This is a genomic window from Nocardia sp. NPDC059764 (assembly GCF_042732555.1).
Taxonomy (GTDB): domain Bacteria; phylum Actinomycetota; class Actinomycetes; order Mycobacteriales; family Mycobacteriaceae; genus Nocardia.
Genome location: NZ_JBHWHH010000106.1, coordinates 1 through 25,930 on the forward strand (window position 1 = coordinate 1; position 25,930 = coordinate 25,930).

A 25,930-nucleotide genomic window follows, 5' to 3' on the forward strand; every position below is an offset into this window, starting at 1 on the left:
CTTTCGGGGTTTTCTGTTGGGAAGATGGAATTGTCGTGAGTTGGGAGGAGCTGTTACAGCGCCGGTGCCGACTCCGAGTCGATCACGGCCTCGAGCTCACGAAGGCGGTCCATGTGCTCATTGGCGTGATGCTGGCAGAAGAGCAACTCTCCACCTGCGGGCAAGGTAGCGCGCACGCGCGCAGCCGCCCCGCAGCGGTCGCAACGATCGACCGCGGTCAGTGGGGTGCTTGTCAGGGTTCCTGGCATGACTCCTCCGTCCTGGCTCTGGGTGTTCACGCACCGTTCGCCTGGTGTGGGGGCCCGCGGACCATTCCGCGAACCTCGCTACCGCTACTTCCCAGCAGTGGCTTGTTGACTACTCTGTCAGACGTTCGGCGAGAGGACTTTGTTCCCGTGCAGTTTCCCGTGTGTTTTCAGTAACACGACCTGCGATTTCGCTGAAAGCGAACAGGTCCTGGTGACTGCCCTTCAGGACGGAGGAACCTCCCGTTCGAACACGCTGATCGAGTTGTCTATCGGGAGACTACCCGGGCGCACTGACACTCACACTCCGATTGGCTGTCGTGCCCTGCCCGCCAGCAAACCGTAATCAAGGCGGCTGAATCGGAGACCGGGCCGCGACCGGCGCGACCTCGCGTTCACCTGGGGCTTCGATACCATCAGGGGGTATGCCCTTCCTGCATCGTTCGCTCATCGCGAACGGCCGTGCCGCTCGGCGTGTTCAGAACCAGGATTCGTCGAGTTCCACGGTGGTGCGATCACCGGAGTCGAGCAGGTCGAATTGCGGTGTGGTGCGGGGGAGTTCCCACCGGAAGAAGTACCGGGCGGCCAGTCGCTTGCCGTGGCCGAAGGCCGACTCGGGCAGGGCGTGGGCGGCCACCGCCTGCTCGAGCCAGATCCAGGCCAGCACCACATGGCCGAACGCCTCCAGATAGACCGCTGAATTGGTCAGCGCCGCTTCGGGGTTGCCCGTGCCCCACAGGCCCGCCGTGGTGGCGGCCAGCCGGCCCATGACGGCCTCCAGGGCATCGGCGAATCCGGCCAGCTCGGCGTCGCCGCTGTCCCGGGCCGTGCCGACGGTGGCCGCCATCGTCTCCAGCAGGGCCGCCAGGGCCGCGCCGTTGTCGAGGGTGACCTGCCGGCCGAGCAGATCCATGCTCTGAATGCCGTGGGTGCCTTCGTGAATCGGGTTGAGGCGATTGTCGCGGTAATGCTGTTCCACGTCGTAGTCGCGGGTGTAGCCGGCGCCGCCGTGGATCTGGATGGCCAGGTCGTTGGCGGTCAGGCACCACTGGCTGGGCCAGGACTTGGCGATCGGGGTGAGGATCCGCAGCAGCGTGCCCGCCCGGTCGCGGCCGGATTCGGTTGCCGCGGTGCGGTGCTCGTCGACCAGCTTGCCGCAGTAGAGCTGCAGCGCCAGTGCGCCTTCGGCATAGGCCTTCTGAGCCAGCAGCATGCGCCGCACGTCCGGATGCTCGATGATCGGCACCTGCCCGCCGCCGCGGGCGCTGACCGGGCGGCCCTGCGGGCGGGTGCGCGCGTAGTCGAGGGACTTCAGGTAACCGGTGTAGCCGAGCGCCGTGGACGCCAGGCCGACCCCGATGCGGGCCTCGTTCATCATCGTGAACATCTGCGTCAGTCCGTGATTCGGCTCGCCCACCAGATAGCCGACCGCGCCCGGCTCGCCGCCCGGGGTGAAGTTGCCATCGCCGAACACCGGCGCGGTGTTCACCGTGCCGCGCCAGCCCATCTTGTGATTGATGCCCGACAGCACGACATCGTTGTGCACGGTCGGTGTGCCATCGGCATCCGGCAGGAACTTCGGCACCACGAACAACGAGATGCCGCGGGTGCCCTCCGGCGCGCCCGGGATCCGGGCCAGCACCAGGTGCACGATGTTCTCCGACAGCTCGTGGTCGCCGCCGGAGATCCACATCTTGCGCCCGAACACCCGGTACGAGCCGTCCGCCGCGGGCACGGCCCGGGTGGTGATGTCGGCCAGACTGGACCCGGCCTGCGGCTCCGACAGGGCCATGGTGCCGAAGCTCCGGCCCTCCAGCATCGGACGCACGTAGGCGTCGATCTGCTCCGGGCTGCCGTGCGCGGCAAGCAGATTCGCATTGCCGGTGGTGAGCAACGCGTACGCGGCGGTGCCGACATTGGCCGCGTGGAACCACGACATGCACGCGGTGTACACCGAGTGCGGCAGCTGCATCCCGCCGACCTCGTAATCCATTGCCGCGCCGATCATTCCGGCGTCGGCGAAAGCCTGCAACGCCTTGCCGACCGCGGGGATGATGTGCACCCGCTCGCCGTCGAAGGTGGGCTCGTGCAGATCGCTCTCGCGATTGTGCGGCGCGAAATAAGTGGCCGCCAGGTCCTGGCACAGACGCAGCACCTGGTCGAAGGTGTCGCGGGAGTGGTCGGCGAAGCGGTCCCGGGTGGTCAGGGACTCCACGTCGAGCCAGTCGTAGAGCAGGAACTCGAGGTCGCGCGCGGACATGATGGTGGAGGGGTTCATGGTTCCTCGAACGGTCGGGTACGTGAAGTCGTACCTGCCGGTCTACCAGATGCCCCGCGCGCTCCGCTGACCAGCATCGACGCGCCGGAAGTTACCGGACTCGGGTCAGGGTCGGTAAGGAGTTCCGGTAACAGCGCGCCCGCACATCCGAACCTTCATGCGTGCCCGCGCGCACTGCCGGGCCGCGCCGTCGTGCGGCGATCGGCACCGTCACGATCGCACCGTCGCGCCGCGAGCGGCAGCGTCACGACCGCACGGCGTGGCGGCCGCGGTGGGTGCGGCCGAAGTGGCCGGGCGACTGGCCCTTCCAGGTGCGGAAGGCGGAGGCGAAGGCGGACACGCTGGCGTAGCCGAGTCGGTCGGCGGCCTGCTCGACGGTGAGGCCGGCGATGAGCAGCTCCTCGGCGAGCATGCCGACGGTCTCCAGGCTCAGTTCGCGGAAGGTGGTGCCCTCCTCGGCGAGGCGGCGGCGCAGGGTGCGGACGCTGACGTCGAGGTCGGCGGCGATGCGGGTCTGGTCGGCGGAGCCGCCGTGGCGGATGAGCAGCTGACGGACCCGGCCGCTGAGGCCGCTGCGGCTGTGCCGGGACTCCATCAGGTCGGCGCACTGCTGCTCGTAGAAGCGGGCGGTGGACAGGTTCGCCTGGGGAAGTGGGGTTTCCAGGGTGGCGGCCTGGAATTCCATGCGCGACTGCGGCATCGAGAAGCGCACGTCCTCGACGCCGAAGACCGCGCCGAACATCTCGTAGATGGGGTGGGCGTCGATGTAGAGCTCGACGCGGACGGCGGGGACGCGGATCGGAATCAGGTCCTGCTGGACGGTGGCGATGGCCGCCAGATCCCGTTCCAGGGCGAAGCGCCGGATCTCGGCGGGCAGCGCGCTGTCGTCGCGCTGGATCCAGACCTGGGTGTCGCGGGTGTCGAGGGAGTGGCGGGCGGTGGTGAACGACAGGTCCGCGTAGCGCAGGGCTATGTCCATCGCGTGCCGCAGGCTGGCGCTGCTCATCAGCGCGAAGCCGAGCACACCCATGGACGGCGGATGGCACAGCAGTCCGGCGAGCAGTCCCATGCCGGGTTCGTCGTCGGTGGCGGCGACGACATTGGCCATGACGGAGTACTCCTGTGCCATGGTGATTTCGGTCGACGGGTCGTGCAGGGCGGGTTCGCCGATGCCGCTGCCGCGCAGCACGTCGGCCAGTGGAATGCCGCGGCCCACAGCGAAATCGGCCAGCAGCGCGGTGCTGGTGATGGAACGAATCCGCGCCAACTCTTCCGTCACCCGGGAAGTCTCGCAAACTTCGGGCGTCCGCACGGCTGTTACCAGCCGGTAAGGTGCCTGGTGCGGCCCATATTCGCTGATTCGTGGCCGCACCCCGGCCGGACCGTGCGTGAGCATGTGGACCGGCGACACCGCGGGGCGCCGCCGCCTGCCTCGCGCCCGCCCGGTCGCCATCAACGACGTCGACCCCCTATGTGGCCCGGCCCCAGCCGTCCTGAGCCGCCCTCGCCTAGATTGGACGGGTGGGAATCGAACAGGACACGACACCGGCCGCCCTGCTGCACATCTGCTCCCGCGAGGAGTGGGAGAACGCCCGCGCCGCAGGCGAATACCGCGCGCCGTCGCTGGCCGAGGCCGGATTCATCCACCTGTCCGCCCCCTACCAGGCGCACCTGCCCGCCAATCGCCTCTTCGCCGGCCGCACCGATCTGGTCCTGCTGCACCTGGATCCCACCGCGCTCGGCTCGCCGGTGGCATGGGAGCCGGGCGTGCCCACCGATCCGGACTCCATGCTGTTCCCCCACCTGTATGGCCCGCTGCCGCTGACGGCCGTCACCGCGGTGACCGATTTCCTGCCCGGACCCGACGGCGGCTTCGCCCCGCTGGAAGCGAACTGATCACGCCCCGGACGGAGCTCCCCGCTATTCGCGCGGGTTGTCCTAGTCTGGACGCGTGAACGTCGATGTGACTGCCCTGCCCGGTATCGGTGTCCGCAAGGACTTCGAAGTCAGATCAGGCCGGCGGATCGGAGTCGTCGCGCACCGGGACGGCGGAATCGACCTGATCGTCTCCCAGCGCGACGACCCGGACGCCTGCATCGCGCAGGTGCCGCTGTCCCCCGACGAGGCCGCGGTGCTGGCCAATCTGCTCGGCGCGCCGCAGCTGGTACAGCAGCTCCGCGAGGAGCACTCCGACCTACCCGGGATCACCACCCGCCAGCTCAGCATCAGCGGCAGCTCGCCGTACCGCGGGCGCATGCTCGGTGAGACCGGCATGCGGACCCGCACCAAGGCCTCCATCGTCGCGATCATGCGGGCGGGGCAGGTGCAACCGTCGCCAGGTCCGGATCAGGTGCTCGACTCCGGGGACATCCTGGTCGTGGTCGGAACTCCGCACGGGCTGGACGCGGCCGCTCGCATCCTGGCCGACGGCTGAGACCGGTGGACTCGACCGGCCTAGCCTTGTTCGAACTCGGCGCGATCTTGTTCGCGCTCGGCATGCTGGGCCGTCTGGCCGCCCGCTTCGGCATGTCGCCGATCCCGCTCTATCTGCTGGGCGGTCTGGCCTTCGGTCAGGGCGGCATCGTGAAGATGAAGGCCGCCACCGAATTCGGTCACATGGCCGGCGAGATCGGCGTGGTCCTGCTGCTCCTGCTGCTCGGATTGGAGTACACCGCCGCCGAATTGGTGACCGGGCTGCGACGCTCCTGGGTGGCGGGTCTGATCGACATCGTCGCCAATGCCACGCCCGGCGTGCTGGTGGCGCTCATGCTCGGGTGGGGTACGGTCGGCGCGGTCACCATGGGCGGCGTCACCTACATCTCGTCCTCGGGCATCGTCGCCAAGGTGCTCAACGACCTCGGGCGACTCGGTAACCGCGAGACGCCGGTGGTGTTGTCCATCCTGGTGTTCGAGGATCTGGCCATGGCGGTCTATCTGCCGATTCTCACCATGATGCTGGCCGGGCTGAGCTTCGTCAGCGGGCTGCGGTCGCTGGCCATCGCGCTGGTGGCGATCACCGTGGTGCTCATCGTGGCGCTGCGCTACGGCCGCTACGTGTCGGCCATCGTGGACAGCAATGATCGGGAAGTGTTCCTGCTCAAGCTGCTCGGCGCGGCGCTGCTGGTCGCGGGCGCGGCTTCGGCGCTGAAGGTGTCGGCGGCGGTCGGGGCGTTCCTCCTCGGCATCGCCATCTCCGGATCCACCGCGCAGGAGGCGGCCAAACTCCTCGAACCGCTGCGAGACCTGTTCGCGGCCATCTTCTTCGTGGCGTTCGGGCTCAATACCGATCCCACCGCGATCCCACCGGTGCTGGGGTGGGCGATATTGCTGGTCATCGTGACCGCGCTGACCAAGATGGCCACCGGGTGGTGGGCGGCCTCACGGCAGGGGATACGGAGGATGGGCCGGGCGCGATCGGGTGCGGCCCTGGTGGCGCACGGAGAGTTCTCCATCGTCATTGCCGGGCTGGCGGTTTCGGTCGGCGGGGTCGATCCGCGGCTGGCGGCGCTGGCCTCGGCCTACGTGCTAATGATGGCCGTGCTCGGCCCGATCGTGGCCCGCCTGGTCGAGCCAGCCATCCGGCTGGTCCAGCGCAACCGCGGGCGGATCGACCCGGTCCCCGGCTGAATTCGTGCTGTCTCCGGCCGCATCGGTGGGTTGCTCGCCGCCGGTGACGGCCGGACTCCGTTTCGACGCCTTGCGCTCGCGGACCGTGATCAGCCGGTGCGAGAGCGCCACCGCGATCGCGCCCACCGCGAAACCGATGAGCAGCGCGAAGAAATGGCCGTAGTCGGTGAACGTGCGCCCGTGCCACACCCCGAAGCCGTACCAGACCAGCATGGCCAGCGCCCACACCCAGCGGGCCGGACCCCGCAGCCGGAAGGTCAGCACCGCCAGCATCGCCGAGATGCCGTAACTGGGACCGACATCCGAGGCGAACGCCACCCGGGTCGGGATCAGCTGCTTGTCCAGCTTGTGCGCGATGCCGAGCACGGTGATCAGGGTCGCGCCGACATGGCCGATGGCCACCACCACGATCCAGCGCAGCGACCCCAGCCAGCGTTCGGCCAGCGCCATCAGGGTGATCAGAATGACGATATCGGTCCAGGGGAACCCGCCGTCGGTCCAGAACGCGGAAGCCACCAGCACCTGGATCGGATCCCGCTGCATATTGCGCAGATTCGTGGACGCCGAGAAGATCAGCCGCCGGCCCACGATGTCGCTCGCCCCGCGCAGCGTCCACCAGGTGATGAACAAGGTGAACGCGTAGGCGATACACGCCGGGGTGACCGCGAGCAGATCACGATAGGCCTGGACCCCGCGCCGCACCCGATGCGGCTCCGCCCACCACTGGACGAGCGCGCGGAACTGCTCGCCGAGGTCAACGGTCCGCAGCCAGGGCGGCTGATAGGTGCCCAATGCCATTGCGTCATGCTAGCCCGAGGTCAGGGGCTCGTCAGTGCATCACCGCGACCCGCGTCCACGGCGGGACGGCGGCGGGCGACTACCGTCGATGCGGTGCGCGGGCATGCGATCGAGCCGGTGTGCGCGAGCCTTCGATGCTGGAGCCGATGTCAGGAGGTGTGACCGGGTGCGGATGTGGCGGGGCGTCGTGCTGTGGGCCGGGGCCGCGGTGGTGACGCCGTTCCTCGTATTCACCGGATACACCCTCGGCCGGGCCCGGCGGGCGCCGCGGCCGGGCGCGGAGGTGGTGGTCGTGCTCGGCTGCCGACTGCGCGGCGACCGGGTCTCGCCGATGCTGGCCCGTCGGCTGGATCGGGCGCTCGAGGTGATCCGGGACGAGCGGGGCCGCAGGCCCCTGGTGGTCGTGTCCGGCGGGCAGAGCGGCCGCGATACCGTGCCGGAGGCGATGGCGATGGCCGATTACCTTGTGGCGCACATGATTCCGGCGACAGGCATCGTCGCGGAGAACCGGTCCCGGAACACCGAGGAGAATCTGCGGTTCACCGCCGAGGAATTGGACTCGCTCGGCATCGACCTGCGTACGGCGCGAATCACGGTGGTCACCAGTGATTTTCACGTGTTGCGCACGCAGCGGCTGGCCCGTCGGCTGGGTCTGCGGGCCGAAGTGACCGGGGCGCGGACCACCCGTCTGCTGACCCGCAAGTCGTTCGCGCGCGAATTCGTGGCGGTCCTCGTGTCGCTGGGCCGGGACGGATAATCAGGCGGGGAGTGGCTCAGTTGGCCGCGCCGCGCAGGTCCAGGCGGCGCATCACCCGGTCCACCACATCGGGCGGGACGCCGGGTTCGCGGCGGGCGGCCAGGGCTTCGGCGCGGCCCGCTTCCAGCACGTCATTGGTGATGGCCCGCATCTTGGCGGAGAAGGCGATCGCGCGATCGGTGGCCATGCGGGCATTGCTGTCGGCGGCCTCGGGGTCGGCGTGGGCGAGGCGGCGTTCGAAGCCGGCCCGCAACCTGTCGTAGACCTCCTCGGGGAGATGCTCGGTCTGCGAGATCTCTTCCAGGCGTGCGATTTCGGCCTGCAGCACCCGCGTCCAGAGCTCGCGCTCGATGACGCGTTCCGCACCGGTGTCGGCCCGCACGCCCGTGGCGCGCACCACCGCGGGCAGGGTCGGGCCTTGCAGCAGCAGCGTGAACAGCACGACCGCGAACGCCGTGAACAGGATCTCGGTGCGTCCCGGGAACGGCTTCCCGGTGTCGGTGGTGAACGGGATGGCCAGCGCCAGCGCGACGGTCGCCACCCCGCGCATGCCCGCCCACCAGGTGACCAGGGTCTCGCGCCAGTTGTAGGGCTCGTCGCGATCGTGGGCGCGCCACCAGGATTGGAAGAGCTTGGTGGTGATCAGCAGCCAGATCAGCCGCAACCCCACCACCACCGCGATGACGACGGCGGCCCCGCCGAGGAAGCGCGGCCAGTCCGGTCCGGCGTCGCGCAGCACCGTGCTCAGTTCCAGTCCGATCAATCCGAATGCGAACCCGGTGACCAGCATTTCGGTGATCTCCCAGAAGGAGTCGCCGACCAGGCGGTAGTCGCTGTCGCCGAAGTCGGTGGCGGCGTCGGTCAGGTACATCGAGCACACCAGCACCGCCAGCACCGCCGACCCGCCGCGCGATTCGGAGAACCCGTACGCCGCGAACGGCAGCAAGAGTCCGAGCGCGACCCGCCACGGGGCCTCGTCGAGCCGTTGCATGAGTTTGCTTCCGGCCCAGCCGAACAGCAGCCCGACCGCCGCCCCGACCAGCGCCGACACCCCGAAGTCGAGCAGCGCGCCCCAGGCCGAGAAGCTGCCCGACACCACCGCCCGCACCGCGACGGTGTACAGCACGATCGCGGTCACGTCATTGAACAGGCCCTCACCCTCGAGCACCGCGACCAGTCGCCGTGGCAGCCCGAGCTTGCCCGCCAGCGCCGACACCGCCACCGGATCCGGCGGCGCCACCAGCGCGCCCAGCGCGACCGCCGCCCCGATCGGGACGGCCGGATACCAGAGGTGGAAGGCCCAGGCCACGGCCACGGTGGTGACGATGACCAGCACCACCGCGCGCAGGCTGATGGCCGCCCAGTTCTCGGCGAACTGCCGCCACGAGGTGCGTCGCGCGGCCGCGTACAGCAGCGGCGGGAGGACCAGCGGCAGAATCAGTTTCGGGTCGATCTGGATATTGGGGACCTGCGGGATGAGCGCGAGCACCACGCCGAAGGCGGTCATCAGGACCGCCGGGGCCTGGCCCAGCCGTCGTCCGAGCGGCTGCGCGAGGATCGTCGCGAACAGGACCGCGAAGATCAACTCCAGCTGATGGTGGTCCACGGCGCTCAGTTTGCTGCGGATGTGCCCGAAAGTCGAACACCGCGTGCCGATTCTCAGCGAACGCGAACCGTGATTCTCAGGCTGCCGGGCAGGTGGTTCTCAGCCTGCCCGGCCGGGCGGCTCAGCCCGCGCGGTAGCGGTCCGAATGCCAGTCGCCGGGGACGGCCATCTCGTGGCGGCCGGGCGCCTGATAGTCGGCGGCGGGCGGATACAGCCCCGCCGTCCGGTAGTCGTGCGGGACGGGTTCGTCCTGGCCCGAACCGCGCGCGGCGGCGGGCGAGGTGGCCTGCAACGACCAGCCGGGCCGGTGTTCCGGGGCGGGCCGGCTTTCCGGCATGGGCCGCGCCGGACCGGGCATCATCGACCGCTCGTCCACCTCGGTGAGCCCGACGTGGATGAGCAGCACCAGCGTCACCATGCTGACGCTGATCATCAGCGGGGCGAGCAGCTCCATCGCGCCCGCGCCGTGCGGGGTCTGGGCGTTGTCCATGTGGTGCGCGTTCATCGACGCCATGCCGGTGTAGTGCATGCCGCACACCGCGACACCCATGATCAGGGCCGCGCCGATGGTCGCCCAGATGCCGGTGATGACCACCGTGAACCACAGCGCGACGGTCGCCGCGACCACCGCGATCACCATGGACAGGGTCACGATCCAGACGTCATAGCCGATCATGGCGTCCGACCGCATGGCGTACATGCCCGAATAGTGCATCGCGCCGACGCCCACGCCGGTGACCGCGCCGCCCGCGAACAGCGAGTAGCGGCCGAACGGCTCGCGTGCCACCACGAACAGCCCGGCCCAGACGACCAGGATCGAGATCACGGCGCTGAGCAGGGTGAGCGGTACGTCGTAGCGGATCACGGCGCCGCGAATGGTGAAGCCGAGCATCGCGATGAAGTGCATGACCCAGATGCCGGTGCCGCCGATGGCGATCGCCGCCGAGACGAGCCAGCCGCCACGTCCGTCCCCCGACCGGGCCCGCGCCGTACACCGCAGACCGAGCAGCGATCCGGTGACAGACATGATGTAGGCCAGGACGGGGGTGATCCATCCATAGCTGAAGTGGTGAATTTCCAGCACTCGAACTCCATTGCCAGAACAGGGGTTTCGCAATCGCTGACGCGACGGGGGCACACTACCGGGCATGATTCGAATTGGGAAATTGAAAGGGAGTGTTTCATCTTAATTAATTCCGGCTGGGATGGTTCCGACTGAACAGCAACCTGCTGGTATCCGGAATGTCATGTCCCCGTAGGACTTTGGCTGGTGCGACCGGTTCGATTCATGTGTCATGCGCATGACGACTGGGCCGATCCTGTGGCGTAGTTATCATTCGGCAGCATTGTCGGCGAACGGCTTTCGCGGCGACGCCGGATCCTGTCGCGTAGCGTGCCGATCAGGTAACCCGCGCCATGCTCATCGTCGACCCGCGTGAGACGACGCGGAAGATCACCACCCCCACCACGCACGTCTCCAGCACGCGGGATCCGTTCATCGCCACCAAGTCCGCCGCCCTCACCCCCGACTACATGGCGGCTCCTTTCACCCACGAGATCCTCGACGCCACCCACTGGATCCCCGAGGAACGCCCCGCCGAACTCGCGGCCCTCATCGCCGCGCGCGCCGCCACCGCCTGAACAAGCCGCCCCCGCGCGCGTGTCGCTGTCCGATCCCGGTGGCGCGCAACGGCCATCATGAGGGGGACCGTGTCGGGTGCGCACCCGGCCGGAACCGATCAGGAGGCTGTTGTGAGCGACCATGAAGTGAAGATGATCATCCTGTCCACCGATGACCTGGACGAGTCGATCAGCTTCTACACCGAGACCCTGGGCATGCCGTTGAAGTTCCGCGATGGCGCGCACTTCGCGGCGATCGACGGCGGGCCCATCACGCTGGCGCTGGCCACCGCCGTCGACCACCCGATCCACGGGCAGGTGGTCGTGGGCATCAAGACCGCGGACGTCGACGCCGCCGCGAAGGCGATCGAGGCCAGTGGCGGCGGCATCGTGACCGCGCCCTACAACGACGCGCACGAACGCCGCGCGGTCGTCTACGACAACAAGGGCAACGGTCTGGTCTTCTACAGCCCGCTGCCGAAGTGACCGACCGGCGCGTCACGGTCGAGGCGGTCGTCGACCACGAGTGCCGCGTGCTGGTCGACGACGGCGCCGACTCCGCCGACCACCGCGCCGAACTACTCCGCCGCCTCGCCTGACTCGCGCTCGGTCTTGCCGCGCGGGGCCAGGGAGGCCGCCGCCGCGACGGTCGGCCAGGGCTTGGGGCGCGGCGGTTTGGTGACGTCGGCCCGAATCAGGTGGTCGCCGTAGGGTTTCGCGGCCTCCTCGTCGAGGCCGTGATCGGTGATGAGGGTGTGGATCTCGTCGAGCCCTGCGACCCGGGCCAGGGCGCGGTGGCCGAACTTCGAACTGTCGACGACCACGGCGGTGGAGCGCGCGGTGGCGATCATCGCCCGCTTGACCGGGACCTCGAGTGTGTTCGTATTGGTGATACCGGCGTCCACGTCCACCGCGTCCGCGCCGAGGAACGCCCAGTCCGCCGCGTAGTCGCGCAGGAATTCGACCGTGCGGTCACCGGCGAGGGTGTAGACCGAGCCGAGCAGTTCACCGCCCGCGACCAGCAGTCGGAAGCGTTGCAGGCCCGCGATGTACTCGGCGATGCGCAGGTCATTGGTGATGACGGTGAGACTTTCGCGGCGGCGCAACGCGACCGCGACCTCGTAGGTGGTCGAGCCGCTGTCGAGGATCACCGTGTCGCCGTCGGCGACCAGGCCCGCGGCCACCCGCGCGATGGCCGACTTCTCCTGCAGCCGTGTGTTTCTCTTCGCCGAATAGGGCAGATCCGAGGTGACGCCGGGGATGGGCCGCGCGCCGCCGTGGGTGCGCTGGATCTGGCCGTCGCGTTCGAGGGCTTCGAGGTCACGGCGGATGGTCGAGGTGTCCACTCCGAGCTCGCGGGCGAATTCCTTCGCCTCGACGTAGCCGTCGGTGGTCAGCCTGTCGAGGATCTGACGCCGGCGGGTGCTGGAGAGCAACGGACCTCCTGAAGGGTTGTCGAGCCATCGTCGCCGTCTCGGATGGTACGCGATCCTGCGCGAAACATTGACAGCAATCGGCCACGGTTGCATGATTTCGTGCAACATCTGCTCGAAACCGAGCAATCGCAGACTGTGTCAGAGGTATTCGTATGAGTGATCCGTTGCAGCTCCTCGCCCGAGAAGGCGTCTCCCTCTGGCTGGACGACCTGAGCCGCGGCCGGATCGAATCCGGTGGACTGGCCGAATGGGTCGATCGGGGCATCACCGGCGTGACCACCAATCCGGCGATCTTCGAGGCCGCCCTGCGCGGGTCCGAGCAGTACGGCACGCAGCTGCGTGAATTCGCGCAACTCGGTATGGGCACCGCCGACGCCGCGCGCATCCTCACCAGCTGGGATGTGCGGGCCGCCTGCGACGTGCTGCGGCCGGTGTGCACCGCGACAGACGGGCTCGACGGCTACGTGTCCCTCGAAGTCGATCCGGCGTGGGCGCACGACACCGAGCGCACGGTGAGCGAAGCGATCCTGCTGTCGTGGCTGGTCGACCGGCCCAATCTGATGATCAAGGTTCCGGCCACGCCCGCCGGACTGCCCGCGATCACCGCCATCCTGGGGCGCGGGATCAGCGTCAACGTGACGCTCATCTTCTCGCTCGAGCGGTATCGGGATGTGCTCGACGCCTTCCATGCCGGGCTGGAGCTGGCCCGCGAGAACGGGCACGACATCGCCCGGATCGCTTCTGTCGCTTCGTTCTTCATCTCGCGCGTGGATTCCGAGGTCGATGCCCGGCTCGACGCGCTGGGCAGTGATGCGGCGATGGCGGTGCGTGGCCACGCCGCCATCGCGAACGCGGTGCTCGCCTACGAGGCCTTCGAGCAGACCCTGCGCGGCGAGCGCTGGGCGGCGCTGGCCGCGGCGGGTGCGCGGCCGCAACGGCCGTTGTGGGCGTCGACCGGGGTGAAGGATCCCGCCTACGACGACACCCGGTACGTGGTGGACCTGGTCGCGCCCGGGACCGTGAACACCGTGCCCGAACCGACTCTCGCGGCGGTCATCGATCACGGCAAGGTGGCCGGCGACCAGGTCACCGGCCGCTACGACGACGCGCGCCGGGTGTTCGGGGAGCTCGACGCGCTCGGCATCGACATGAACGACATCTCCGCCAAGCTGGAGCGGGAGGGCATCGCCAAGTTCCAGCAGGCGTGGCGTGAGCTGATCGCCGGGGTCGAATCGGCGCTGGCCGACCGTGGCGCCGCGGTGCGGGGATGACCGACTCCCCGGCGTGGGCGCGGCTGGCCGCGCACCGCGAAGAGCTTGCGGGGGAGCGGATCTCGGAGCTGTTCGGGCGGACGCCCGATCGGGGTCCGGCGATGACCGTCGAGCACGACGGGATCGTGCTGGACTATTCGAAGAATCTGGTCACCGGTGAAACCATCGACCTGCTGGTCGAACTCGCCGCCGAACGTGGTTTGGCCGCGGGCGTCGAGGCGATGTTCACCGGTGCGCCGATCAATGTCACCGAACAGCGCGCGGTACTGCACACGGCGTTGCGTGCGCCCGCGGACGCGGTGGTGGAGGTCGACGGCGTCGATGTCGTGCCCGCCGTGCAGGGCACCCTCGAGCGGATGGCGGGATTCGCGCAGGCCGTTCGGTCGGGGGAGTGGCGCGGGGCGACGGGCGAGCCCATTCAGGCCGTGGTCAATATCGGGATCGGAGGCTCGGATCTCGGACCGGCGATGGCGTGCCTGGCCCTGCGCGAATACGGCACGGGCACACTGGAATCGCGATTCGTCTCCAATGTGGACGGGCATGATCTGACCCGGGCGCTGCACGATCTCGACCCGGCGACGACGCTGTTCGTGGTGTCGTCGAAGACGTTCACCACCGTCGAGACCCTCGCCAATGCGCGCGCCGCCCGGGATTGGCTGATCGACGCGCTCGACGAGCCTGCCGCTGTGGCACAGCATTTCGTCGCGGTGTCGGTGAACGGTGCCGAGGTAACGTCCTTCGGCATCGATCCGGCCAATATGTTCGAGTTCTGGGATTGGGTAGGCGGCCGCTACTCGCTGAGCTCGGCGATCGGCCTGTCGGTGATGATCGCGATCGGCGCCGAGCAGTTCCGGTCGTTCCTCGCGGGCGCGCATTCGATGGACGTCCACTTCCGCACCGCGCCAGCGCATCGCAACCTGCCGGTCCTGCTCGGGCTGCTCGGTATCTGGTATCGCAATTTCTGGGACGCCCAGACGCATGCGGTGCTGCCTTATGATCAGCGGCTCGCTCGGCTGCCCGCGTATCTGCAGCAGCTCGAGATGGAGAGCAACGGCAAGTCGGCCGATCGTGACGGGAATCCGGTCGGCGTCGGCACCGCGCCGATCGTCTGGGGCGAGCCCGGAACCAATGGCCAGCACGCCTTCTTTCAGCTGCTGCATCAGGGAACCGTCACGGTCCCTTGCGATTTCATCGGCGTGCTCACGGCCGCGCATGATCTGACCGGGCATCATGACCTGTTGATGGCGAACCTGTTCGCCCAGTCGCAGGCGCTGGCCTTCGGTCGCACCAGCGACGACGCGGGGGAGCATCGCGCGTTTCCCGGCAACCGGCCGAGCAGCACCCTCCTGCTGGATGAGCTGACCCCGTACTCGCTGGGCGCGCTCGTCGCTCTGTACGAGCACAAGGTGTTCACGCAGGGATGGATCTGGAACATCAACTCGTTCGACCAGTGGGGCGTCGAACTCGGAAAGATCCTCACGACACGGATTTTCGACGACATCGAGTCCGGTTGTGAACTGTCACATGACAGTTCGACCAATGCCCTCATCGAACGTTACCGCCGCCTGCGCAAGGCGGCCGATCACCCTGAGAAAGCGGTACTACGATGACCCTGAAGATCGGCTACAAGGCCTCCGCCGAGCAGTTCGGCCCCCGTGACCTCGTCGAATACGCCGTGCGCGCCGAGGAATTGGGCCTCGACAGCGTGGTCGTGTCCGACCACTTCCTGCCCTGGCGGCACAATGGCGGGCACGCGCCGTTCGCCTTGTCGTGGATGTCGGCCGTCACCGAGCGCACCAGCCGCGTCCAGATCGGCACCAGCGTCCTCACCCCGACGTTCCGCTACAACCCCGCCGTCATCGCCCAGGCTTTCGCGACCATGTCGCTGCTGTCCAACGGTCGCGTCATGCTGGGTGTCGGCACCGGTGAGGCGCTCAACGAGATCGCCGTCTCCGGCCGCGAATGGCCGGAATTCAAGGAACGCTTCGCCCGCCTGCGCGAATCCGTCACCTTGATGCGCAAGCTCTGGACCGAATCCGATGTGTCGTTCGAGGGCGAGCACTTCACCACCGTGAAGGCCAATATCTACGACCGCCCCGAGCAGCCGGTCCCCGTCTACATCGCCGCGGGCGGCCCGGTCGTCGCCAAGTACGCGGGCCGCGCCGGCGACGGCTTCATCTGCACCTCCGGCAAGGGTATGGAGCTCTACAACGACAAGCTCATGCCCGCCGTCGCCGAGGGCGCGGCCGCCGCCCAGCGCGACCCCTCGACCATCGACAAGATGATCGAGATCAAACTCTCCTACGACCGCGACCCCGAACTGGCCCTGGCCAATACGCGTTTCTGGGCGCCGCTGTCGCTGACCCCCGAGCAGAAGCACAGCGTCGACTCCGCGGTCGAAATGGAAGCCCTCGCCGACCGGCTCCCCATCGAACAGGTCGCCAAGCGCTGGATCGTCGCCTCCGATCCGGACGAGGCGATCGCCGGCCTCGAGCCGTACCTCGACGCGGGCCTCAACCACCTCGTCTTCCACGGTCCCGGCCACGACCAGGAACGCTTCCTCACCCAGTTCGCCACCGACCTCCTCCCGCGCCTGCGCGAACTCGGCTGAGCCGCACCCGATCTCCGCCTCGAAGGATCTCCCCATGCATATCGGAATGGTCGGCGCGGGCCGAATGGGCTCCGGCGTGGCCCGCCGGCTGGTCCGCGCCGATAGACCTGGCCGTCCCCGCCCCGGTACTCACCACCGCCCTGTACTCCCGCTTCGCCTCCCGTGACGGAGGTTCGTACGCCAACAAATCCCTGTCCGCCATGCGAAAAGCCTTCGGCGGCCACACTGAACGCGTATTCGCCGAATGACGGCGGCTGGAATAGAGGTTTCGGCTGGTCGCCGCTGAACCAGCCTGTAGGCGCTGCGGGGACGTGGCCAGAAGCTCAGGGGTTCAGCCGGATCCGACCCGCGTCCCGGCAGAGTTCTCACGACGCACATCGATAATTCGGGTGCTCAGAGGTGGAGGGCCACCTGACCGGAGTCGGTCTTCCAGTACTTGCGGTTCAGCTGGGCTTTGCCGGTGCCTTCGGTGTACGGCACGAGCACGGGCAGACCATTGGTCGGCTTCAGCGTCACGGACCAGGTCTCGACCCGACCCGAGCATTGCAGGGTCACTCCCGGCGGCGAGCTGGTCAGCTGGATCATACCGCTGCCGCTGGTGCCCATCTGCGCGGAAACATCGAGATATCCGATTCCGCCGTCGCACATATAGGTTCCGGTGGCATTCAAGCCATCGGGTGTGGAAGTCACCACGGAATTCAGAGTGATGAACTCGTCCTCTTGGGCGGCACTCGCCGGGCCCGATCCCAGCAGCGTCATCGCGGCCCCCACGACCGCGACCGCCGCACACCTGGTGACAAACATCGCTCGACCTCCTGAAACATCAACTGCCACGGGAAGAATCGCTCTTGATGGTAACCAGCCGCAGCTCAGGCCACGCAGAATTCGTTACCTTCGGGATCGGCCATTGTCACCCACGTGAACGGTCCCTGCCTCCCGTCATGCAGCACCTTCGCGCCCAGACCGATCAGCCGTTCGACCTCCGCCGCCCGCTTCTCCTCGCCGACCCGGATGTCGAGATGCATCCGGTTCTTCACCGTCTTCGCCTCGGGCACAAGCTGAAACAGCACCCGCGGCCGCTCCGGATGCCTAATCGCCCCACCGATCTTCCACACCAGCTTCCCTCGATGAGAGGTGGTCTCCTCCTCGGTCGCATGCCCCTGCTCGACCATGCTCCGAATGAACCCCTCATCCTGCGGCTCGACCTCCCACCCGAGCACCTCCGCCCACCAGTCGGCCTGCGTGTGCGGATCGGAACAGTCCACGACGACCTGAAACTCGTATCCCATGCCCGGCACCCTAACCGCATACTCCGACAGCGAGCGTCACCTTCTCAACGCGGGTAACCGATGTCGGCGATATCGGCGTCGAGATCGGCCAGTTCGACCTCTGGATTGAGTCGAGCCACCACAGCCGGCGTCAATGGTCGCAGCGCATACACGTGCTCTATCTCGGAAAGGCCCACGGTGGTTTCGTAATAGTCCTCAGCCCATCGCTGGTATGCCTGCGGCGTCCCTTCGATCAGCAGCTCGAACAAGCCTTCCCCGCCCCGATCGGACACCGCCACACCCCACTCGGAGTCGGCAGGCTCACGCCAGAAGCACACGGTCGCACGCGGTGCCCCGTCATGAGCGGCGAAAGCAGGTTCCGTCACGTAGCTTTCGAAGACTCTCGGAACCGCCTGCAGCACGTCCGGCACGTCGGGGGCTTCGTGATCGAATCCGCGCCCATAAACCCCCGCACCACTGAAGACAATGAACCAGTCATCCCCCGATCCGTTCCGCATCGACGCGACCTCCTCGCCCTCACCCCATATGGAGTCGAAGGAGTAGTACCCGGTACTCCCACTCCGGGCTGAGGATCGCATCGAGCATCGCCATCGCCCGGCAACGGTCACGAAGCACCTGAATCTCGGGCAGCCGCATCATCTCGCTCACCCCACCATCCAAACGCACCCCTACGACACATCCGTCCTGCTGCCTCACCGGCTACGCTGCAACCGAAATGGCTCGTAGCAAGAACGAAGGACCGAGACAGGTCGAACTCATCGGCCCCTACGCCGGCGTATTCACCTACACCACAGGCGCCGCCCTGACGCTGATCGGCCCAATCCTCGGACTGACCGGCTACGGATGGGCCGACGGCCTGTGTGCCAGCGTCTTCACTTTCCCGATCGGCCTGGGTCTGGTCGCCAGCACCTACGAATGGCGCCGAACAGGGCGACGATTCCAAACAGTCGGAGTCCCCGGCATCGGAGAAGTCCTCTCCGTCAACGAGATTCACCCCGGCGGCGAGAACCCGGACACAGCCGACCTGACAATCCGCATCACCGGCCCCACCCTCGACCCCTTCACCGCGGATTGCACCCTGGACAACCACTCCGGCCTGACGCGAGGCCACACCTTCGACCTCATGGTCGACCCCACCGACAACTCCTTCGCCATCGGCTTCGACCACCTCTTTCCCCAGGGCGACGACAAGGAAACACCACTGAAGGACTGAGTCATTCGCTTCATGGCACATGGCTCGACCGAGATGGGTTCACTGCGTACGGTGCCGGCATGTGCATCTATCCGAGCCGGACACATCGCGTCTGCCTGCACTGCCGGGTCTCCTGTAAGGGGTCGATCGGAGTCGGTGCGGGCTGGTGTGTGCGATGTGCCGGGGAGCTCATCGACGCGGGGCCGCACCTCGAGGTGCCCAGAAGAGCCGACACGGCCGGGTGGCGAGCCCTCACCGCTGTCCTCGACTCCGGTCTGACCTTCTACGGCGGTTGCTGCGGCACCGGTCCCGGCTACCGCCCGCGTACTCCGCGCGAGGTTCGCGAGCGGCTGAGGCTGGCCGAACGCCGGGGCATCCCGGTCGCCGACGCCTTGGCCACCGCCGACCCCGCCGACTCCAGAACCCTTGCGGCGATGAGGCGCTGACCCGAGCCGATATGTCGGTGCGCCATGCGACCATGCTCGCATGTCACTGGAGTTCTTCAACGGGTTATCCGGAACGCTGTCGATCGAGCTGTCCGAGCCGACGGTAGACATCGCGGCGAACCTCTCGAATCAGCGGGCGAAAGCGACCGCGGAGATCAAAGAGCTCTCGTTCGCACTGGAGGTATTCGAGGACAACGACTTTCGCGACCTGACCGCTGATGAGCTCGACCGTGTGGTTCTGGAATCGGCCATGCTGAATCTGCAGGGTGAGGGTGAACCCGTCGCCCACCGGGCGCCGAACGGCAAATGGTTCACCGTCCGTGACCTGGTGGCCGCTATCACCGAAACGGAACGGCGTACTCGCCCCCAGTCGCAGTGGTTCGGCGGCATCGACGTGCATCACGTCTTCTTCGAAGGCATCGACCAGGAGGAAGGCGGGGCCTGGAGGATCTTCTGGGGATCGTGAGGCGGGGTGGTCGAGCGTCGAGGTATGCAAGACCCGATGAGCGAGTTGTGCTGTGCTACAAAGCAATCGGGATCGAATAGAACGCGAGGAGTCAGGTGTCCTTCGAGCAATGGTCCACACGTTGGGAATCGGTACCGCTGTCCGAGGCGGCGGAGCGCTACGACATCGGCGAAGCCAGCGACACCCGCGTGGAGGACCTGGAGGAAGTCTTCGGGGAAGAACCGGAGTGCTTCTTCGTCCACCAGGGTGACCTCACCATCGACGGGCCCTTGTCGATCGGGAACGATCCCGATCTGGCACCGGACACCGTGTACGTGATCGACGGCGACCTGACGGTCAACGGTCCGATGCGCATGCTGAACGGAGACGTCTACACGCCGCTCTATGTCACCGGTTCGGTCACCGCACAGCACCTCATGTGCCTCATGGACAGCAATCTGTTCGTTGGCGGCTCACTCACCATCGGGGGCCTGCTGATGACGGAACTCTCCGATATGGGGCTGCTCGTCGTCCACGGGGCGACATCCGCGGGTGCATGGCTCGAAACCTGGGACAGGGGCGAAGTCGCGTTCAACGGGGACCTGAACGCCCGGCGTCTGCGCGTGTCCGATGGCGACTACCTCGAGGACGCGGACGCGGATGACGCGGCCGACATCCTCCTGCCCGAGTTCCTGGATGGTGACGCCGAAGATGCCGCGAAGACGCTCTGGGCAGCCGCGCTCGAAGGGCGTCCTCTGCTACGTCACTGACCTCCGGTCGGCGGATCGGTATCCCGCTGTGCTTCATGGTTCACCGAGCATGGAGCCCTCCGCGCCTGGCCCTGGATCCGACCGGCTCGCGCCGCATGCGATCGTGGTGTGAGTCGGCGAAAGGTGCTGCTGGAGCGTAGACCGAGGTACACGCGTCCTGTGGCAGTGCGATCTGCGAAGTGAGACGGGCATTTTCGCCCGCTACCGCGTTGGCCAGTGAGTCGTAGACCTCGAAGTGGATGTGCGGCCAGCGGCCCGAGTAGCAGGCGGGGAAGATCGAGGTGAAGGTGACGGTGCCGTTCGCGTCGGCCACCTGCACGCCGCGCAGATAGTTCTGATCGGTGACTCCGCGACTGTACAGCGAGTAGTTGCCGTCGCGGTCGCAGTGCCAGACGTAGACGGCCATGCCCGCACCGGCCTCCCCGTTCTTGGTGAGGTCCTCGAGATTCAGTGTGAGCGTCAGTGGAACGCCGTTGGCCACACCGGAATACGCGCCGAGGCTGGTAGTAATGTCTGAACGCACCACCCCCGACTCGATCAGCACATTCGGTCCGTTGGAACCATCGCCCGGGTAGGGCCCCGCCGTTTCCTGCGGTGCGGCGGCCGTCGTGCCGGAGCCGTTCGCCGCCGAGCTGGTAGCGCCGCTCGTCGCCGACGCGTTCGACCCGCCGCTTCGCGAGCAACCGGCCGCCACCGCCGCGACACCCGCGGCCCCGACCGCCCACAACGCGCGCCGCCGATTCATCACCCGCATATCGTGCGCCAGCCCGAGATCGTGCTCATGCCGCTCGTGACCACCGTCGGAATGCAGTTCCACCGCAGACCTCTTTCGTCGTCCTCACTGTTCGATTTCGAACCGTATGGAGCCCCGCGCCGCCTCGACCTCCGGCGAAGCTGTGAAGTAGCCGAGAGCGGCCGTGGCTCTCGGATCCGGTGCGCGACCCGCTCTCGGCCGGAACCTCGTACAGAGTCGGCTCGAAGCTGGTGAGTCGGCGGTCCCGGCCGCATCCTATGCGGGTCGGCCGAACGATCAGCCGTCGCACAAAGGCGTCGACGCCCGCACCAACGCCGCAGCATGCAACGCGTCGAGCCGCTTGCTCCCGGCGATGGCGACCACTCCCGCCGCGACCCGCGCCGGACAATCGGCTGCAGCCAATTCCATTCGTTCAGACGCTAATTCGGCGAGTATCGCCGTATTCAGCCCATCGATCACCGGCCGCACATCCGCGAGATCCCCACCCGGCACCCCAGCCACCGCCAGCCCATACCGCCACTCCGTCACCAACCCCCGCTGCGCAATCTTGTTGGCTTCAATCTGCCCCTGAAAAACCTGCCGCACCAGACCCCCGGGCAGCCCCCGCTCCGCCCCCGCCTGAGCCATCGCGTCATAAATCGCCGCCTCCCGCCCCGGATCATCGATCACCGGCTCACCCCCATCCCGAACCGCGGCCTCCCATTTGATGGCCGCGACGGTGTCCGCGGTAGCGAGCCGCTCCGCAAGCAACCCCACCAGCCGCTCCGCACTCCCGGCGTCCGCCTCGGCCACGCCGCCCTGCCCCGCCAACAGAACTATCGCCGCGGCAGCCGCAATCGCCAGATTCCTCATAGCCCCGGTGCTTCCCACGCGCCCACGCTACCCGGACGACAAGAAGCGCCTGGTCGATGACAGGGTCGGCGTGGTGAGTCTTGGTTCGCGATGGCTCGAGTTCGGCCCGTTCGTCGGCTAGCCTCGGCATCCGTGCCGATGTTCTTTCCCCCGATCGACCCGTACGCCGACGGACTGCTCGAGGTCGGCGACGGAAACCAGGTGTACTGGTGTGCCAGCGGCAACCCGGCGGGCAGGCCGGTGCTGGTGGTGCACGGCGGGCCTGGCAGCGGGAGCAGCCCGGGACCACGGAAGTCGTTTGATCCGAACATTTTCCGGATCGTGCAGTTCGATCAGCGCGGTTGCGGACGGAGCATTCCGAGCGCCGCCGACCCGGGCACCGATATGGCGGTGAACACCACCGAACACCTGATCGCCGACATGGAGCGGCTGCGCACCCATCTCGGCATCGACCGCTGGCTGCTCTACGGCGGGTCCTGGGGCTCGACGCTCGTCCTCGCCTATGCCGAGCGATACCCGGAGCGGGTCACCGGGATCGTGCTGGTCGGCGTCACCAGCACCAGGCGCCGCGAGATCGACTGGCTGTACCGCGATCTCGCGCGGCTGCTGCCCGCCGACTGGGAGCGATTCCGGGCCGCGGTGCCCGGCGACGGTGACCCGGTCGAGGGCTACCGTCAGCTGCTGGAAGACCCGGACCCGGAGCTGCGCCGCAGCGCCGCGATCGAGTGGTGCCGCTGGGAGGACGCGGTGATCGCCCACGAATCCCTGGGCAGCCCAGGGCAATACAGCGCCAAGCCGGACGACGCCATGCTCGCCTTCGTCCGGATCTGCACGCACTACTTCGCGCACGCGGCGTGGCTCGACGAAGGCGTGCTGCTGCGCGAGGCCTGGCGTCTGGCCGGCATCCCCGGCGAACTGATCCACGGTCGCCTCGATCTCAGCGCCCCGGTTGAAACGGCGTGGGAACTCGCGAAAGTCTGGCCGGACGCCCGCCTACGCATCATCGACGACTCGGGCCACACCGGGAGCCCCGCCATGGGCGAGGCACTCGCCCATGCCATCTCCCGCTTCGCGCAGCCCGACGCCGATCGGATCGGTTAGGCCCTGAACAGCCGGTCCATTTGGACCGCTGCTCGGGCTTCGGGCCTACTGATCTCGAAGTACTGTTCGGGCGAGACATGGTGCAGCGAAGCCACGAGGGCGGCTGGGATGGATTGGACTTTCGTGTTCAGGGCACGGACGTTCGCGTTGTAGAGCCGCCTGGTCGCGGCGATTCGATCCTCGACGTCGCTCAGTTCCCGCTGCAATGCCACGTAGTTGTGGATGGCTCCCAGGTCGGGATACTGCTCGGCGAGAGCCGACAGTTGCGACAAGGCTGCGGTCAGGGTGTTCTCGGCTGTTGCGACTCCGTCGATCTGGCCCTAAGAAGGGGCTGCCGAGCAGCAGCTCAGCAGCCCCTCTGGATACCCCGGCGATCAGCGTGTTGGTGTGTTCGGCCGACGCTGCCTAGCGGCCCGAACGGCCTTGTAGCGGCATGAGCGGATGTCTGTGATGCTGGGTGTCTTGGACGGAGTGAATGACTGCTCGAAGGCTAGAGTCGGATTCATGAAAGACCGACCCGTCCTCGTCGTGGCCTTGATCGGGGGCTTCATCGGCGCAATGCTGTCGAGTCCGTTCGCCGTGTACTTCGGCTTCGGCACTCCTGCGCTCGCTACCGCCATTGTCGGGGTGGGAATCTTGCTGGCTGGAGGCATCATGTTCGGCGGCCTCTGCGCTGCACTGGCATGGGCCGTCAGGTCTGATCGGCGTAACGGTGGTTACCGCTGTCGCGGTGAGCGCCGGGCATAACTTTTCGAAGCTACGGTGCGGCCAGCCGCCGTAGAGGACGCGGTAATCGGCAGTTGAGGACGATCTGCACCGCATCAGGTTCCGGCCGCCGGCGCCCGCGCTGGCCGGTTCGGTCAGCGCGGTATGCGGCATAGAGGGCGTTGCTAGCCGTAGCAACAGACCCGAACAAGCACTGTGTCGTCGGGGAGTGCCTCCAGGTAGTTTTCGATGCCGCCCGGTGGTATCGGGCAGTCGGGTTCGTCCTTACCGGACGTGGTCTCGCCCCAATCCTTATGTCGGCGAATGCCACTCCACTCGGCCCACCAACCGTCGAGAGTGAGTACATCGGGCTCTGACAGGTTGTGCACCGCGACGTTCAGCAGGGACTTCGGGCCACCCGCGCACTCGCCTCGGGTGGGGAGCAGCACGATGCCGAATTGGTTGGGGCCGTCGTGAATCAGCCGAGGATCGTCCTCATGACCCTGTCGGACGTAGAACCCGGCTCCTCCGCCATCCCGAATCTGCCACGTGTCCCACATATCTCGTTCCGGGAATCCTCGCCGCATCTCGAATGGAGCGAGAGCTCGCGTGATCGCGGCCTCCACGTCATCGATCGCATCCGGGGGCAGGCAGATCGTCACCCAGCGTTGTGCCAAACCACATCCCTCCCGCCGTACCGCGCGCCCCAGGCTACCTCGCGGAATCGACGAACACAGATTACTGACCGCTGTGACCAATCCCCGAGAGTGCCCTGTCGTCGGCATTTCAGTGTGCGCTCGCCGCCGGATCGTCGCGGTCAGTTGATCTTCCGCCGGGCCGCCGGGTGGTCCCGGCGCATTCCGGCATCACCTCGGCGAAGGCGCGATCCATGGTCACCCCGTAGTCGGCCTTGGCGACGGATCGGCGATAGGACCTGGCCACCCGCGGGTCGGGCATTGCCGACCGCAGCGAACAGCTTCAGTCCGCGTGACAGGTGAGATCGCTGGCGGGCAGATCACCGTCGCGAAGGTAGGTTTCGACGGCCTGACTCATACAGCTGCTCCGCACGGTGAACGCTCCGTGCACGATGACATCTTGCAGGGTCACCAGTCGGGACGCGGTCATGGTTCGGTGCAGACCGACGCCTTCCTGATAGGCCGCGACCGGATCACCGGTGGCCTGCACGATGAGCACAGGCGTCGCGTTGTGTACCTCGACGCGCGGTTCTACGGGCGCGGGCCAGAACGCGCACGGGGAGATGTTGTTGACCAGTGGCCCGAACACCGGCTGGGCGGCGCGACTGGCCTCCACGTTGCGGTGGTACCAGCCGGGGTCGCGCTGCGCGCTCACGTCGCCGCACACCACAGCCGTCGAGGATTCCATGGAGGCGACGGCGTCTTCGGTTGGCGCGCGCAACAACCCGCTCAGCGACTGCTCCAAATCCACACTGGGCTCGGCCGGCTGTCCGGCGGCGGCGTCCACGATCTGCCGCAGCGCGTTCGCCGCCTCGTCGAACCGGCGGGAGTCGTGCAGATAGCCGAACAGCACCGACGGCAGCCAATGGTCGTCCACCTCGTAGGAGCCGATCCGGATCGGTTGCCGCGCAGCCTGTTCGATCAGGCCGGAGACCACCGCGCGAACCTCCGCACGTGTGGATCCGAGCTGGCACTGTCACGTTCGCGCACTGCGCGCCGCCCCGGTCCAGGAGATCGCTCTCGCACGCACCCCACGCCAACTGTTGATGGGTGAAGCGATCCAGTGCGGTGGCGGCAGACGAACCTGCCGAAGCGGTTCGGAAGATACCGATTCCTGCCACGGTCCCGATCAGAACCACCGCGGCGGCGAGCATCAGTAGACCGCCGCGCTTGCGGGCCGTCGCCGTCTCGGTCGTGGAAACTTCTTCGTCAACAGGACTTCCTCCCGATCGCCGGCCGCTCTCGGGATCACGGTAATCAGCCGGTGCGTCCGCGCGTATCCGGTGAAACCCTGATTTCCCAGCCCGGCCGTGTGCGGGTCAGGTATCGAATCTGTTTGTGGCTCTTGGCATTCCGTCCACTCGTACCGGTGATGCGGGCGGTGTCACGGAGTGGGCTCGCCTGATCGGTGAGGCCCGGGTGGTGCGCGATC

The 25,930-nt window shown here is 67.4% G+C and carries 31 protein-coding genes; 15 read left to right on the forward strand and 16 right to left on the reverse strand.

Going from position 1 to position 25,930, the window contains the following annotated elements:
- Positions 1-53: 53 nt before the first annotated feature.
- The 3 genes from ACFV4K_RS22595 to ACFV4K_RS22605 all read right to left on the reverse strand — a co-directional run bounded on the left by ACFV4K_RS22595 (position 54) and on the right by ACFV4K_RS22605 (position 3,802).
- Complete coding sequence (locus ACFV4K_RS22595; RefSeq protein ID WP_246597932.1) at positions 54-248, reverse strand: hypothetical protein; 195 nt, start codon at positions 246-248, stop codon at positions 54-56.
- Positions 249-723: 475 nt separating this feature from the next.
- Entirely contained in the window at positions 724-2,523 is a 1,800-nt protein-coding gene (locus ACFV4K_RS22600; protein WP_379277451.1) for an acyl-CoA dehydrogenase, read from the reverse strand.
- 244 nt (positions 2,524-2,767) lie between these two features.
- Positions 2,768-3,802, reverse strand: a complete 1,035-nt coding sequence (locus ACFV4K_RS22605; RefSeq protein ID WP_379277452.1) for an AraC family transcriptional regulator — start codon at positions 3,800-3,802, stop codon at positions 2,768-2,770.
- A 248-nt stretch (positions 3,803-4,050) separates the two neighbouring features.
- Here ACFV4K_RS22605 and ACFV4K_RS22610 point away from each other — a divergent pair, with 248 nt between their 5' ends.
- From ACFV4K_RS22610 to ACFV4K_RS22620, 3 genes are read left to right on the forward strand one after another with little or no spacing between them, the layout of a single operon-like run.
- The gene (locus ACFV4K_RS22610; protein ID WP_379277491.1) at positions 4,051-4,419 is read left to right on the forward strand and encodes a DUF952 domain-containing protein; all 369 of its coding nucleotides are present in this window, start codon (positions 4,051-4,053) and stop codon (positions 4,417-4,419) included.
- Between the two features lie 55 nt (positions 4,420-4,474).
- The gene (locus ACFV4K_RS22615) at positions 4,475-4,957 is read left to right on the forward strand and encodes a cation:proton antiporter regulatory subunit (RefSeq protein ID WP_379277454.1); all 483 of its coding nucleotides are present in this window, start codon (positions 4,475-4,477) and stop codon (positions 4,955-4,957) included.
- A gap of 5 nt (positions 4,958-4,962) precedes the next feature.
- Positions 4,963-6,150, forward strand: coding sequence for a cation:proton antiporter (locus ACFV4K_RS22620; RefSeq protein ID WP_379277456.1), 1,188 nt, complete (start codon positions 4,963-4,965; stop codon positions 6,148-6,150).
- Here the strand turns inward: ACFV4K_RS22620 and ACFV4K_RS22625 are convergent.
- The gene (locus ACFV4K_RS22625; RefSeq protein ID WP_379277457.1) at positions 6,049-6,948 is read right to left on the reverse strand and encodes a rhomboid-like protein; all 900 of its coding nucleotides are present in this window, start codon (positions 6,946-6,948) and stop codon (positions 6,049-6,051) included. The two genes, ACFV4K_RS22620 and ACFV4K_RS22625, sit on opposite strands and share 102 nt — an antisense overlap.
- Positions 6,949-7,120: 172 nt before the next feature.
- Between ACFV4K_RS22625 and ACFV4K_RS22630 the strand changes: the two genes are divergently transcribed.
- On the forward strand, positions 7,121-7,705 hold the full coding sequence (locus tag ACFV4K_RS22630) for a YdcF family protein (RefSeq protein ID WP_379277493.1): 585 nt from the start codon (positions 7,121-7,123) through the stop codon (positions 7,703-7,705).
- A gap of 16 nt (positions 7,706-7,721) precedes the next feature.
- Here the strand turns inward: ACFV4K_RS22630 and ACFV4K_RS22635 are convergent, their stop codons facing one another.
- Positions 7,722-9,311 (reverse strand): Na+/H+ antiporter, encoded by a 1,590-nt coding sequence (locus tag ACFV4K_RS22635; RefSeq protein ID WP_379277459.1) that lies wholly within the window; start codon positions 9,309-9,311, stop codon positions 7,722-7,724.
- A gap of 121 nt (positions 9,312-9,432) precedes the next feature.
- On the reverse strand, positions 9,433-10,395 hold the full coding sequence (locus ACFV4K_RS22640) for an MHYT domain-containing protein (RefSeq protein WP_379277460.1): 963 nt from the start codon (positions 10,393-10,395) through the stop codon (positions 9,433-9,435).
- 332 nt (positions 10,396-10,727) lie between these two features.
- Between ACFV4K_RS22640 and ACFV4K_RS22645 the strand changes: the two genes are divergently transcribed.
- Positions 10,728-10,952 (forward strand): hypothetical protein, encoded by a 225-nt coding sequence (locus ACFV4K_RS22645; RefSeq protein WP_379277462.1) that lies wholly within the window; start codon positions 10,728-10,730, stop codon positions 10,950-10,952.
- Between the two features lie 111 nt (positions 10,953-11,063).
- Complete coding sequence (locus ACFV4K_RS22650) at positions 11,064-11,417, forward strand: VOC family protein (RefSeq protein ID WP_379096961.1); 354 nt, start codon at positions 11,064-11,066, stop codon at positions 11,415-11,417.
- A 92-nt stretch (positions 11,418-11,509) separates the two neighbouring features.
- Here ACFV4K_RS22650 and ACFV4K_RS22655 read toward each other — a convergent pair whose 3' ends face one another.
- Positions 11,510-12,367: a DeoR/GlpR family DNA-binding transcription regulator gene (locus ACFV4K_RS22655; RefSeq protein WP_379277464.1), complete on the reverse strand. Its 858-nt coding sequence runs from the start codon at positions 12,365-12,367 to the stop codon at positions 11,510-11,512.
- Between the two features lie 152 nt (positions 12,368-12,519).
- On the opposite strand from ACFV4K_RS22655, the gene tal reads away from it, so the two are divergent.
- The 3 genes from tal to fgd are packed head-to-tail and all read left to right on the forward strand — an operon-like array spanning position 12,520 to position 16,249.
- Positions 12,520-13,638, forward strand: a complete 1,119-nt coding sequence (tal, locus tag ACFV4K_RS22660; protein ID WP_379277466.1) for a transaldolase — start codon at positions 12,520-12,522, stop codon at positions 13,636-13,638.
- Positions 13,635-15,248, forward strand: a complete 1,614-nt coding sequence (pgi, locus tag ACFV4K_RS22665; RefSeq protein WP_379277467.1) for a glucose-6-phosphate isomerase — start codon at positions 13,635-13,637, stop codon at positions 15,246-15,248. The genes tal and pgi overlap by 4 nt, the downstream gene beginning before the upstream one ends.
- A complete protein-coding gene (fgd, locus tag ACFV4K_RS22670) occupies positions 15,245-16,249 on the forward strand; it encodes a glucose-6-phosphate dehydrogenase (coenzyme-F420) (RefSeq protein WP_379277469.1) in 1,005 nt (334 codons plus the stop codon). The genes pgi and fgd overlap by 4 nt, the downstream gene beginning before the upstream one ends.
- 393 nt (positions 16,250-16,642) lie before the next feature.
- On the opposite strand, the gene ACFV4K_RS22675 is transcribed toward fgd, so the two are convergent.
- The 3 genes from ACFV4K_RS22675 to ACFV4K_RS22685 all read right to left on the reverse strand — a co-directional run bounded on the left by ACFV4K_RS22675 (position 16,643) and on the right by ACFV4K_RS22685 (position 18,035).
- Complete coding sequence (locus tag ACFV4K_RS22675) at positions 16,643-17,008, reverse strand: hypothetical protein (protein ID WP_379277471.1); 366 nt, start codon at positions 17,006-17,008, stop codon at positions 16,643-16,645.
- 110 nt (positions 17,009-17,118) lie between these two features.
- The gene (locus ACFV4K_RS22680) at positions 17,119-17,538 is read right to left on the reverse strand and encodes a VOC family protein (RefSeq protein WP_379277495.1); all 420 of its coding nucleotides are present in this window, start codon (positions 17,536-17,538) and stop codon (positions 17,119-17,121) included.
- 44 nt (positions 17,539-17,582) lie between these two features.
- Positions 17,583-18,035 (reverse strand): hypothetical protein, encoded by a 453-nt coding sequence (locus tag ACFV4K_RS22685; RefSeq protein ID WP_379277473.1) that lies wholly within the window; start codon positions 18,033-18,035, stop codon positions 17,583-17,585.
- 218 nt (positions 18,036-18,253) lie between these two features.
- On the opposite strand from ACFV4K_RS22685, the gene ACFV4K_RS22690 reads away from it, so the two are divergent.
- The 4 genes from ACFV4K_RS22690 (at position 18,254) to ACFV4K_RS22705 (ending at position 20,391) form a co-directional block, all read left to right on the forward strand.
- Positions 18,254-18,751, forward strand: a complete 498-nt coding sequence (locus ACFV4K_RS22690; protein ID WP_379277474.1) for a hypothetical protein — start codon at positions 18,254-18,256, stop codon at positions 18,749-18,751.
- Between the two features lie 59 nt (positions 18,752-18,810).
- Entirely contained in the window at positions 18,811-19,176 is a 366-nt protein-coding gene (locus ACFV4K_RS22695) for a hypothetical protein (protein WP_379277476.1), read from the forward strand.
- Positions 19,177-19,216: 40 nt separating this feature from the next.
- On the forward strand, positions 19,217-19,642 hold the full coding sequence (locus ACFV4K_RS22700; protein WP_379277478.1) for a hypothetical protein: 426 nt from the start codon (positions 19,217-19,219) through the stop codon (positions 19,640-19,642).
- A gap of 95 nt (positions 19,643-19,737) precedes the next feature.
- Positions 19,738-20,391, forward strand: coding sequence for a hypothetical protein (locus ACFV4K_RS22705; protein ID WP_379277480.1), 654 nt, complete (start codon positions 19,738-19,740; stop codon positions 20,389-20,391).
- A gap of 40 nt (positions 20,392-20,431) precedes the next feature.
- On the opposite strand, the gene ACFV4K_RS22710 is transcribed toward ACFV4K_RS22705, so the two are convergent.
- Together ACFV4K_RS22710 and ACFV4K_RS22715 are read right to left on the reverse strand one after the other, a co-directional pair.
- On the reverse strand, positions 20,432-21,145 hold the full coding sequence (locus ACFV4K_RS22710) for a dioxygenase (protein WP_379277496.1): 714 nt from the start codon (positions 21,143-21,145) through the stop codon (positions 20,432-20,434).
- Positions 21,146-21,421: 276 nt separating this feature from the next.
- Entirely contained in the window at positions 21,422-21,997 is a 576-nt protein-coding gene (locus ACFV4K_RS22715) for a chorismate mutase (RefSeq protein WP_379277482.1), read from the reverse strand.
- A gap of 138 nt (positions 21,998-22,135) precedes the next feature.
- Here ACFV4K_RS22715 and pip point away from each other — a divergent pair, with 138 nt between their 5' ends.
- A complete protein-coding gene (pip, locus tag ACFV4K_RS22720; protein WP_379277498.1) occupies positions 22,136-23,098 on the forward strand; it encodes a prolyl aminopeptidase in 963 nt (320 codons plus the stop codon).
- On the opposite strand, the gene ACFV4K_RS22725 is transcribed toward pip, so the two are convergent.
- Positions 23,095-23,370 carry a LemA family protein gene (locus ACFV4K_RS22725; protein WP_379277483.1) on the reverse strand — a complete coding sequence of 92 codons (276 nt, stop codon included), beginning with the start codon at positions 23,368-23,370 and terminating at the stop codon, positions 23,095-23,097. The genes pip and ACFV4K_RS22725 overlap by 4 nt on opposite strands.
- 232 nt (positions 23,371-23,602) lie before the next feature.
- Between ACFV4K_RS22725 and ACFV4K_RS22730 the strand changes: the two genes are divergently transcribed.
- Positions 23,603-23,845, forward strand: a complete 243-nt coding sequence (locus tag ACFV4K_RS22730) for a hypothetical protein (protein WP_379277485.1) — start codon at positions 23,603-23,605, stop codon at positions 23,843-23,845.
- Positions 23,846-23,988: 143 nt separating this feature from the next.
- Here ACFV4K_RS22730 and ACFV4K_RS22735 read toward each other — a convergent pair whose 3' ends face one another.
- From ACFV4K_RS22735 to ACFV4K_RS22745, 3 genes are all read right to left on the reverse strand, one after another.
- Entirely contained in the window at positions 23,989-24,480 is a 492-nt protein-coding gene (locus ACFV4K_RS22735) for a hypothetical protein (protein ID WP_379277487.1), read from the reverse strand.
- A 109-nt stretch (positions 24,481-24,589) separates the two neighbouring features.
- The gene (locus tag ACFV4K_RS22740) at positions 24,590-24,760 is read right to left on the reverse strand and encodes a hypothetical protein (protein WP_379277488.1); all 171 of its coding nucleotides are present in this window, start codon (positions 24,758-24,760) and stop codon (positions 24,590-24,592) included.
- Positions 24,761-24,781: 21 nt separating this feature from the next.
- Positions 24,782-25,435, reverse strand: a complete 654-nt coding sequence (locus ACFV4K_RS22745; protein ID WP_379277490.1) for an alpha/beta hydrolase — start codon at positions 25,433-25,435, stop codon at positions 24,782-24,784.
- Positions 25,436-25,930: the final 495 nt, after the last annotated feature.

Bases quoted from the DNA above. Each gene is read 5' to 3' on its own strand.
- ACFV4K_RS22595 (WP_246597932.1), bottom strand. From the start codon at position 248: ATGCCAGGAACCCTGACAAGCACCCCACTGACCGCGGTCGATCGTTGC.
- ACFV4K_RS22600 (WP_379277451.1), bottom strand. From the start codon at position 2,523: ATGAACCCCTCCACCATCATGTCCGCGCGCGACCTCGAGTTCCTGCTC.
- ACFV4K_RS22625 (WP_379277457.1), bottom strand. From the start codon at position 6,948: ATGGCATTGGGCACCTATCAGCCGCCCTGGCTGCGGACCGTTGACCTC.
- ACFV4K_RS22630 (WP_379277493.1), top strand. From the start codon at position 7,121: ATGTGGCGGGGCGTCGTGCTGTGGGCCGGGGCCGCGGTGGTGACGCCG.
- ACFV4K_RS22645 (WP_379277462.1), top strand. From the start codon at position 10,728: ATGCTCATCGTCGACCCGCGTGAGACGACGCGGAAGATCACCACCCCC.
- tal (WP_379277466.1), top strand. From the start codon at position 12,520: ATGAGTGATCCGTTGCAGCTCCTCGCCCGAGAAGGCGTCTCCCTCTGG.
- pgi (WP_379277467.1), top strand. From the start codon at position 13,635: ATGACCGACTCCCCGGCGTGGGCGCGGCTGGCCGCGCACCGCGAAGAG.
- fgd (WP_379277469.1), top strand. From the start codon at position 15,245: ATGACCCTGAAGATCGGCTACAAGGCCTCCGCCGAGCAGTTCGGCCCC.
- ACFV4K_RS22675 (WP_379277471.1), bottom strand. From the start codon at position 17,008: ATGACGCTGCTGGGATCGGGCCCGGCGAGTGCCGCCCAAGAGGACGAG.
- ACFV4K_RS22680 (WP_379277495.1), bottom strand. From the start codon at position 17,538: ATGGGATACGAGTTTCAGGTCGTCGTGGACTGTTCCGATCCGCACACG.
- ACFV4K_RS22685 (WP_379277473.1), bottom strand. From the start codon at position 18,035: ATGCGGAACGGATCGGGGGATGACTGGTTCATTGTCTTCAGTGGTGCG.
- ACFV4K_RS22690 (WP_379277474.1), top strand. From the start codon at position 18,254: ATGGCTCGTAGCAAGAACGAAGGACCGAGACAGGTCGAACTCATCGGC.
- ACFV4K_RS22695 (WP_379277476.1), top strand. From the start codon at position 18,811: ATGTGCATCTATCCGAGCCGGACACATCGCGTCTGCCTGCACTGCCGG.
- ACFV4K_RS22700 (WP_379277478.1), top strand. From the start codon at position 19,217: ATGTCACTGGAGTTCTTCAACGGGTTATCCGGAACGCTGTCGATCGAG.
- ACFV4K_RS22710 (WP_379277496.1), bottom strand. From the start codon at position 21,145: ATGCGGGTGATGAATCGGCGGCGCGCGTTGTGGGCGGTCGGGGCCGCG.
- ACFV4K_RS22715 (WP_379277482.1), bottom strand. From the start codon at position 21,997: ATGAGGAATCTGGCGATTGCGGCTGCCGCGGCGATAGTTCTGTTGGCG.
- pip (WP_379277498.1), top strand. From the start codon at position 22,136: ATGTTCTTTCCCCCGATCGACCCGTACGCCGACGGACTGCTCGAGGTC.
- ACFV4K_RS22730 (WP_379277485.1), top strand. From the start codon at position 23,603: ATGAAAGACCGACCCGTCCTCGTCGTGGCCTTGATCGGGGGCTTCATC.
- ACFV4K_RS22740 (WP_379277488.1), bottom strand. From the start codon at position 24,760: ATGCCCGACCCGCGGGTGGCCAGGTCCTATCGCCGATCCGTCGCCAAG.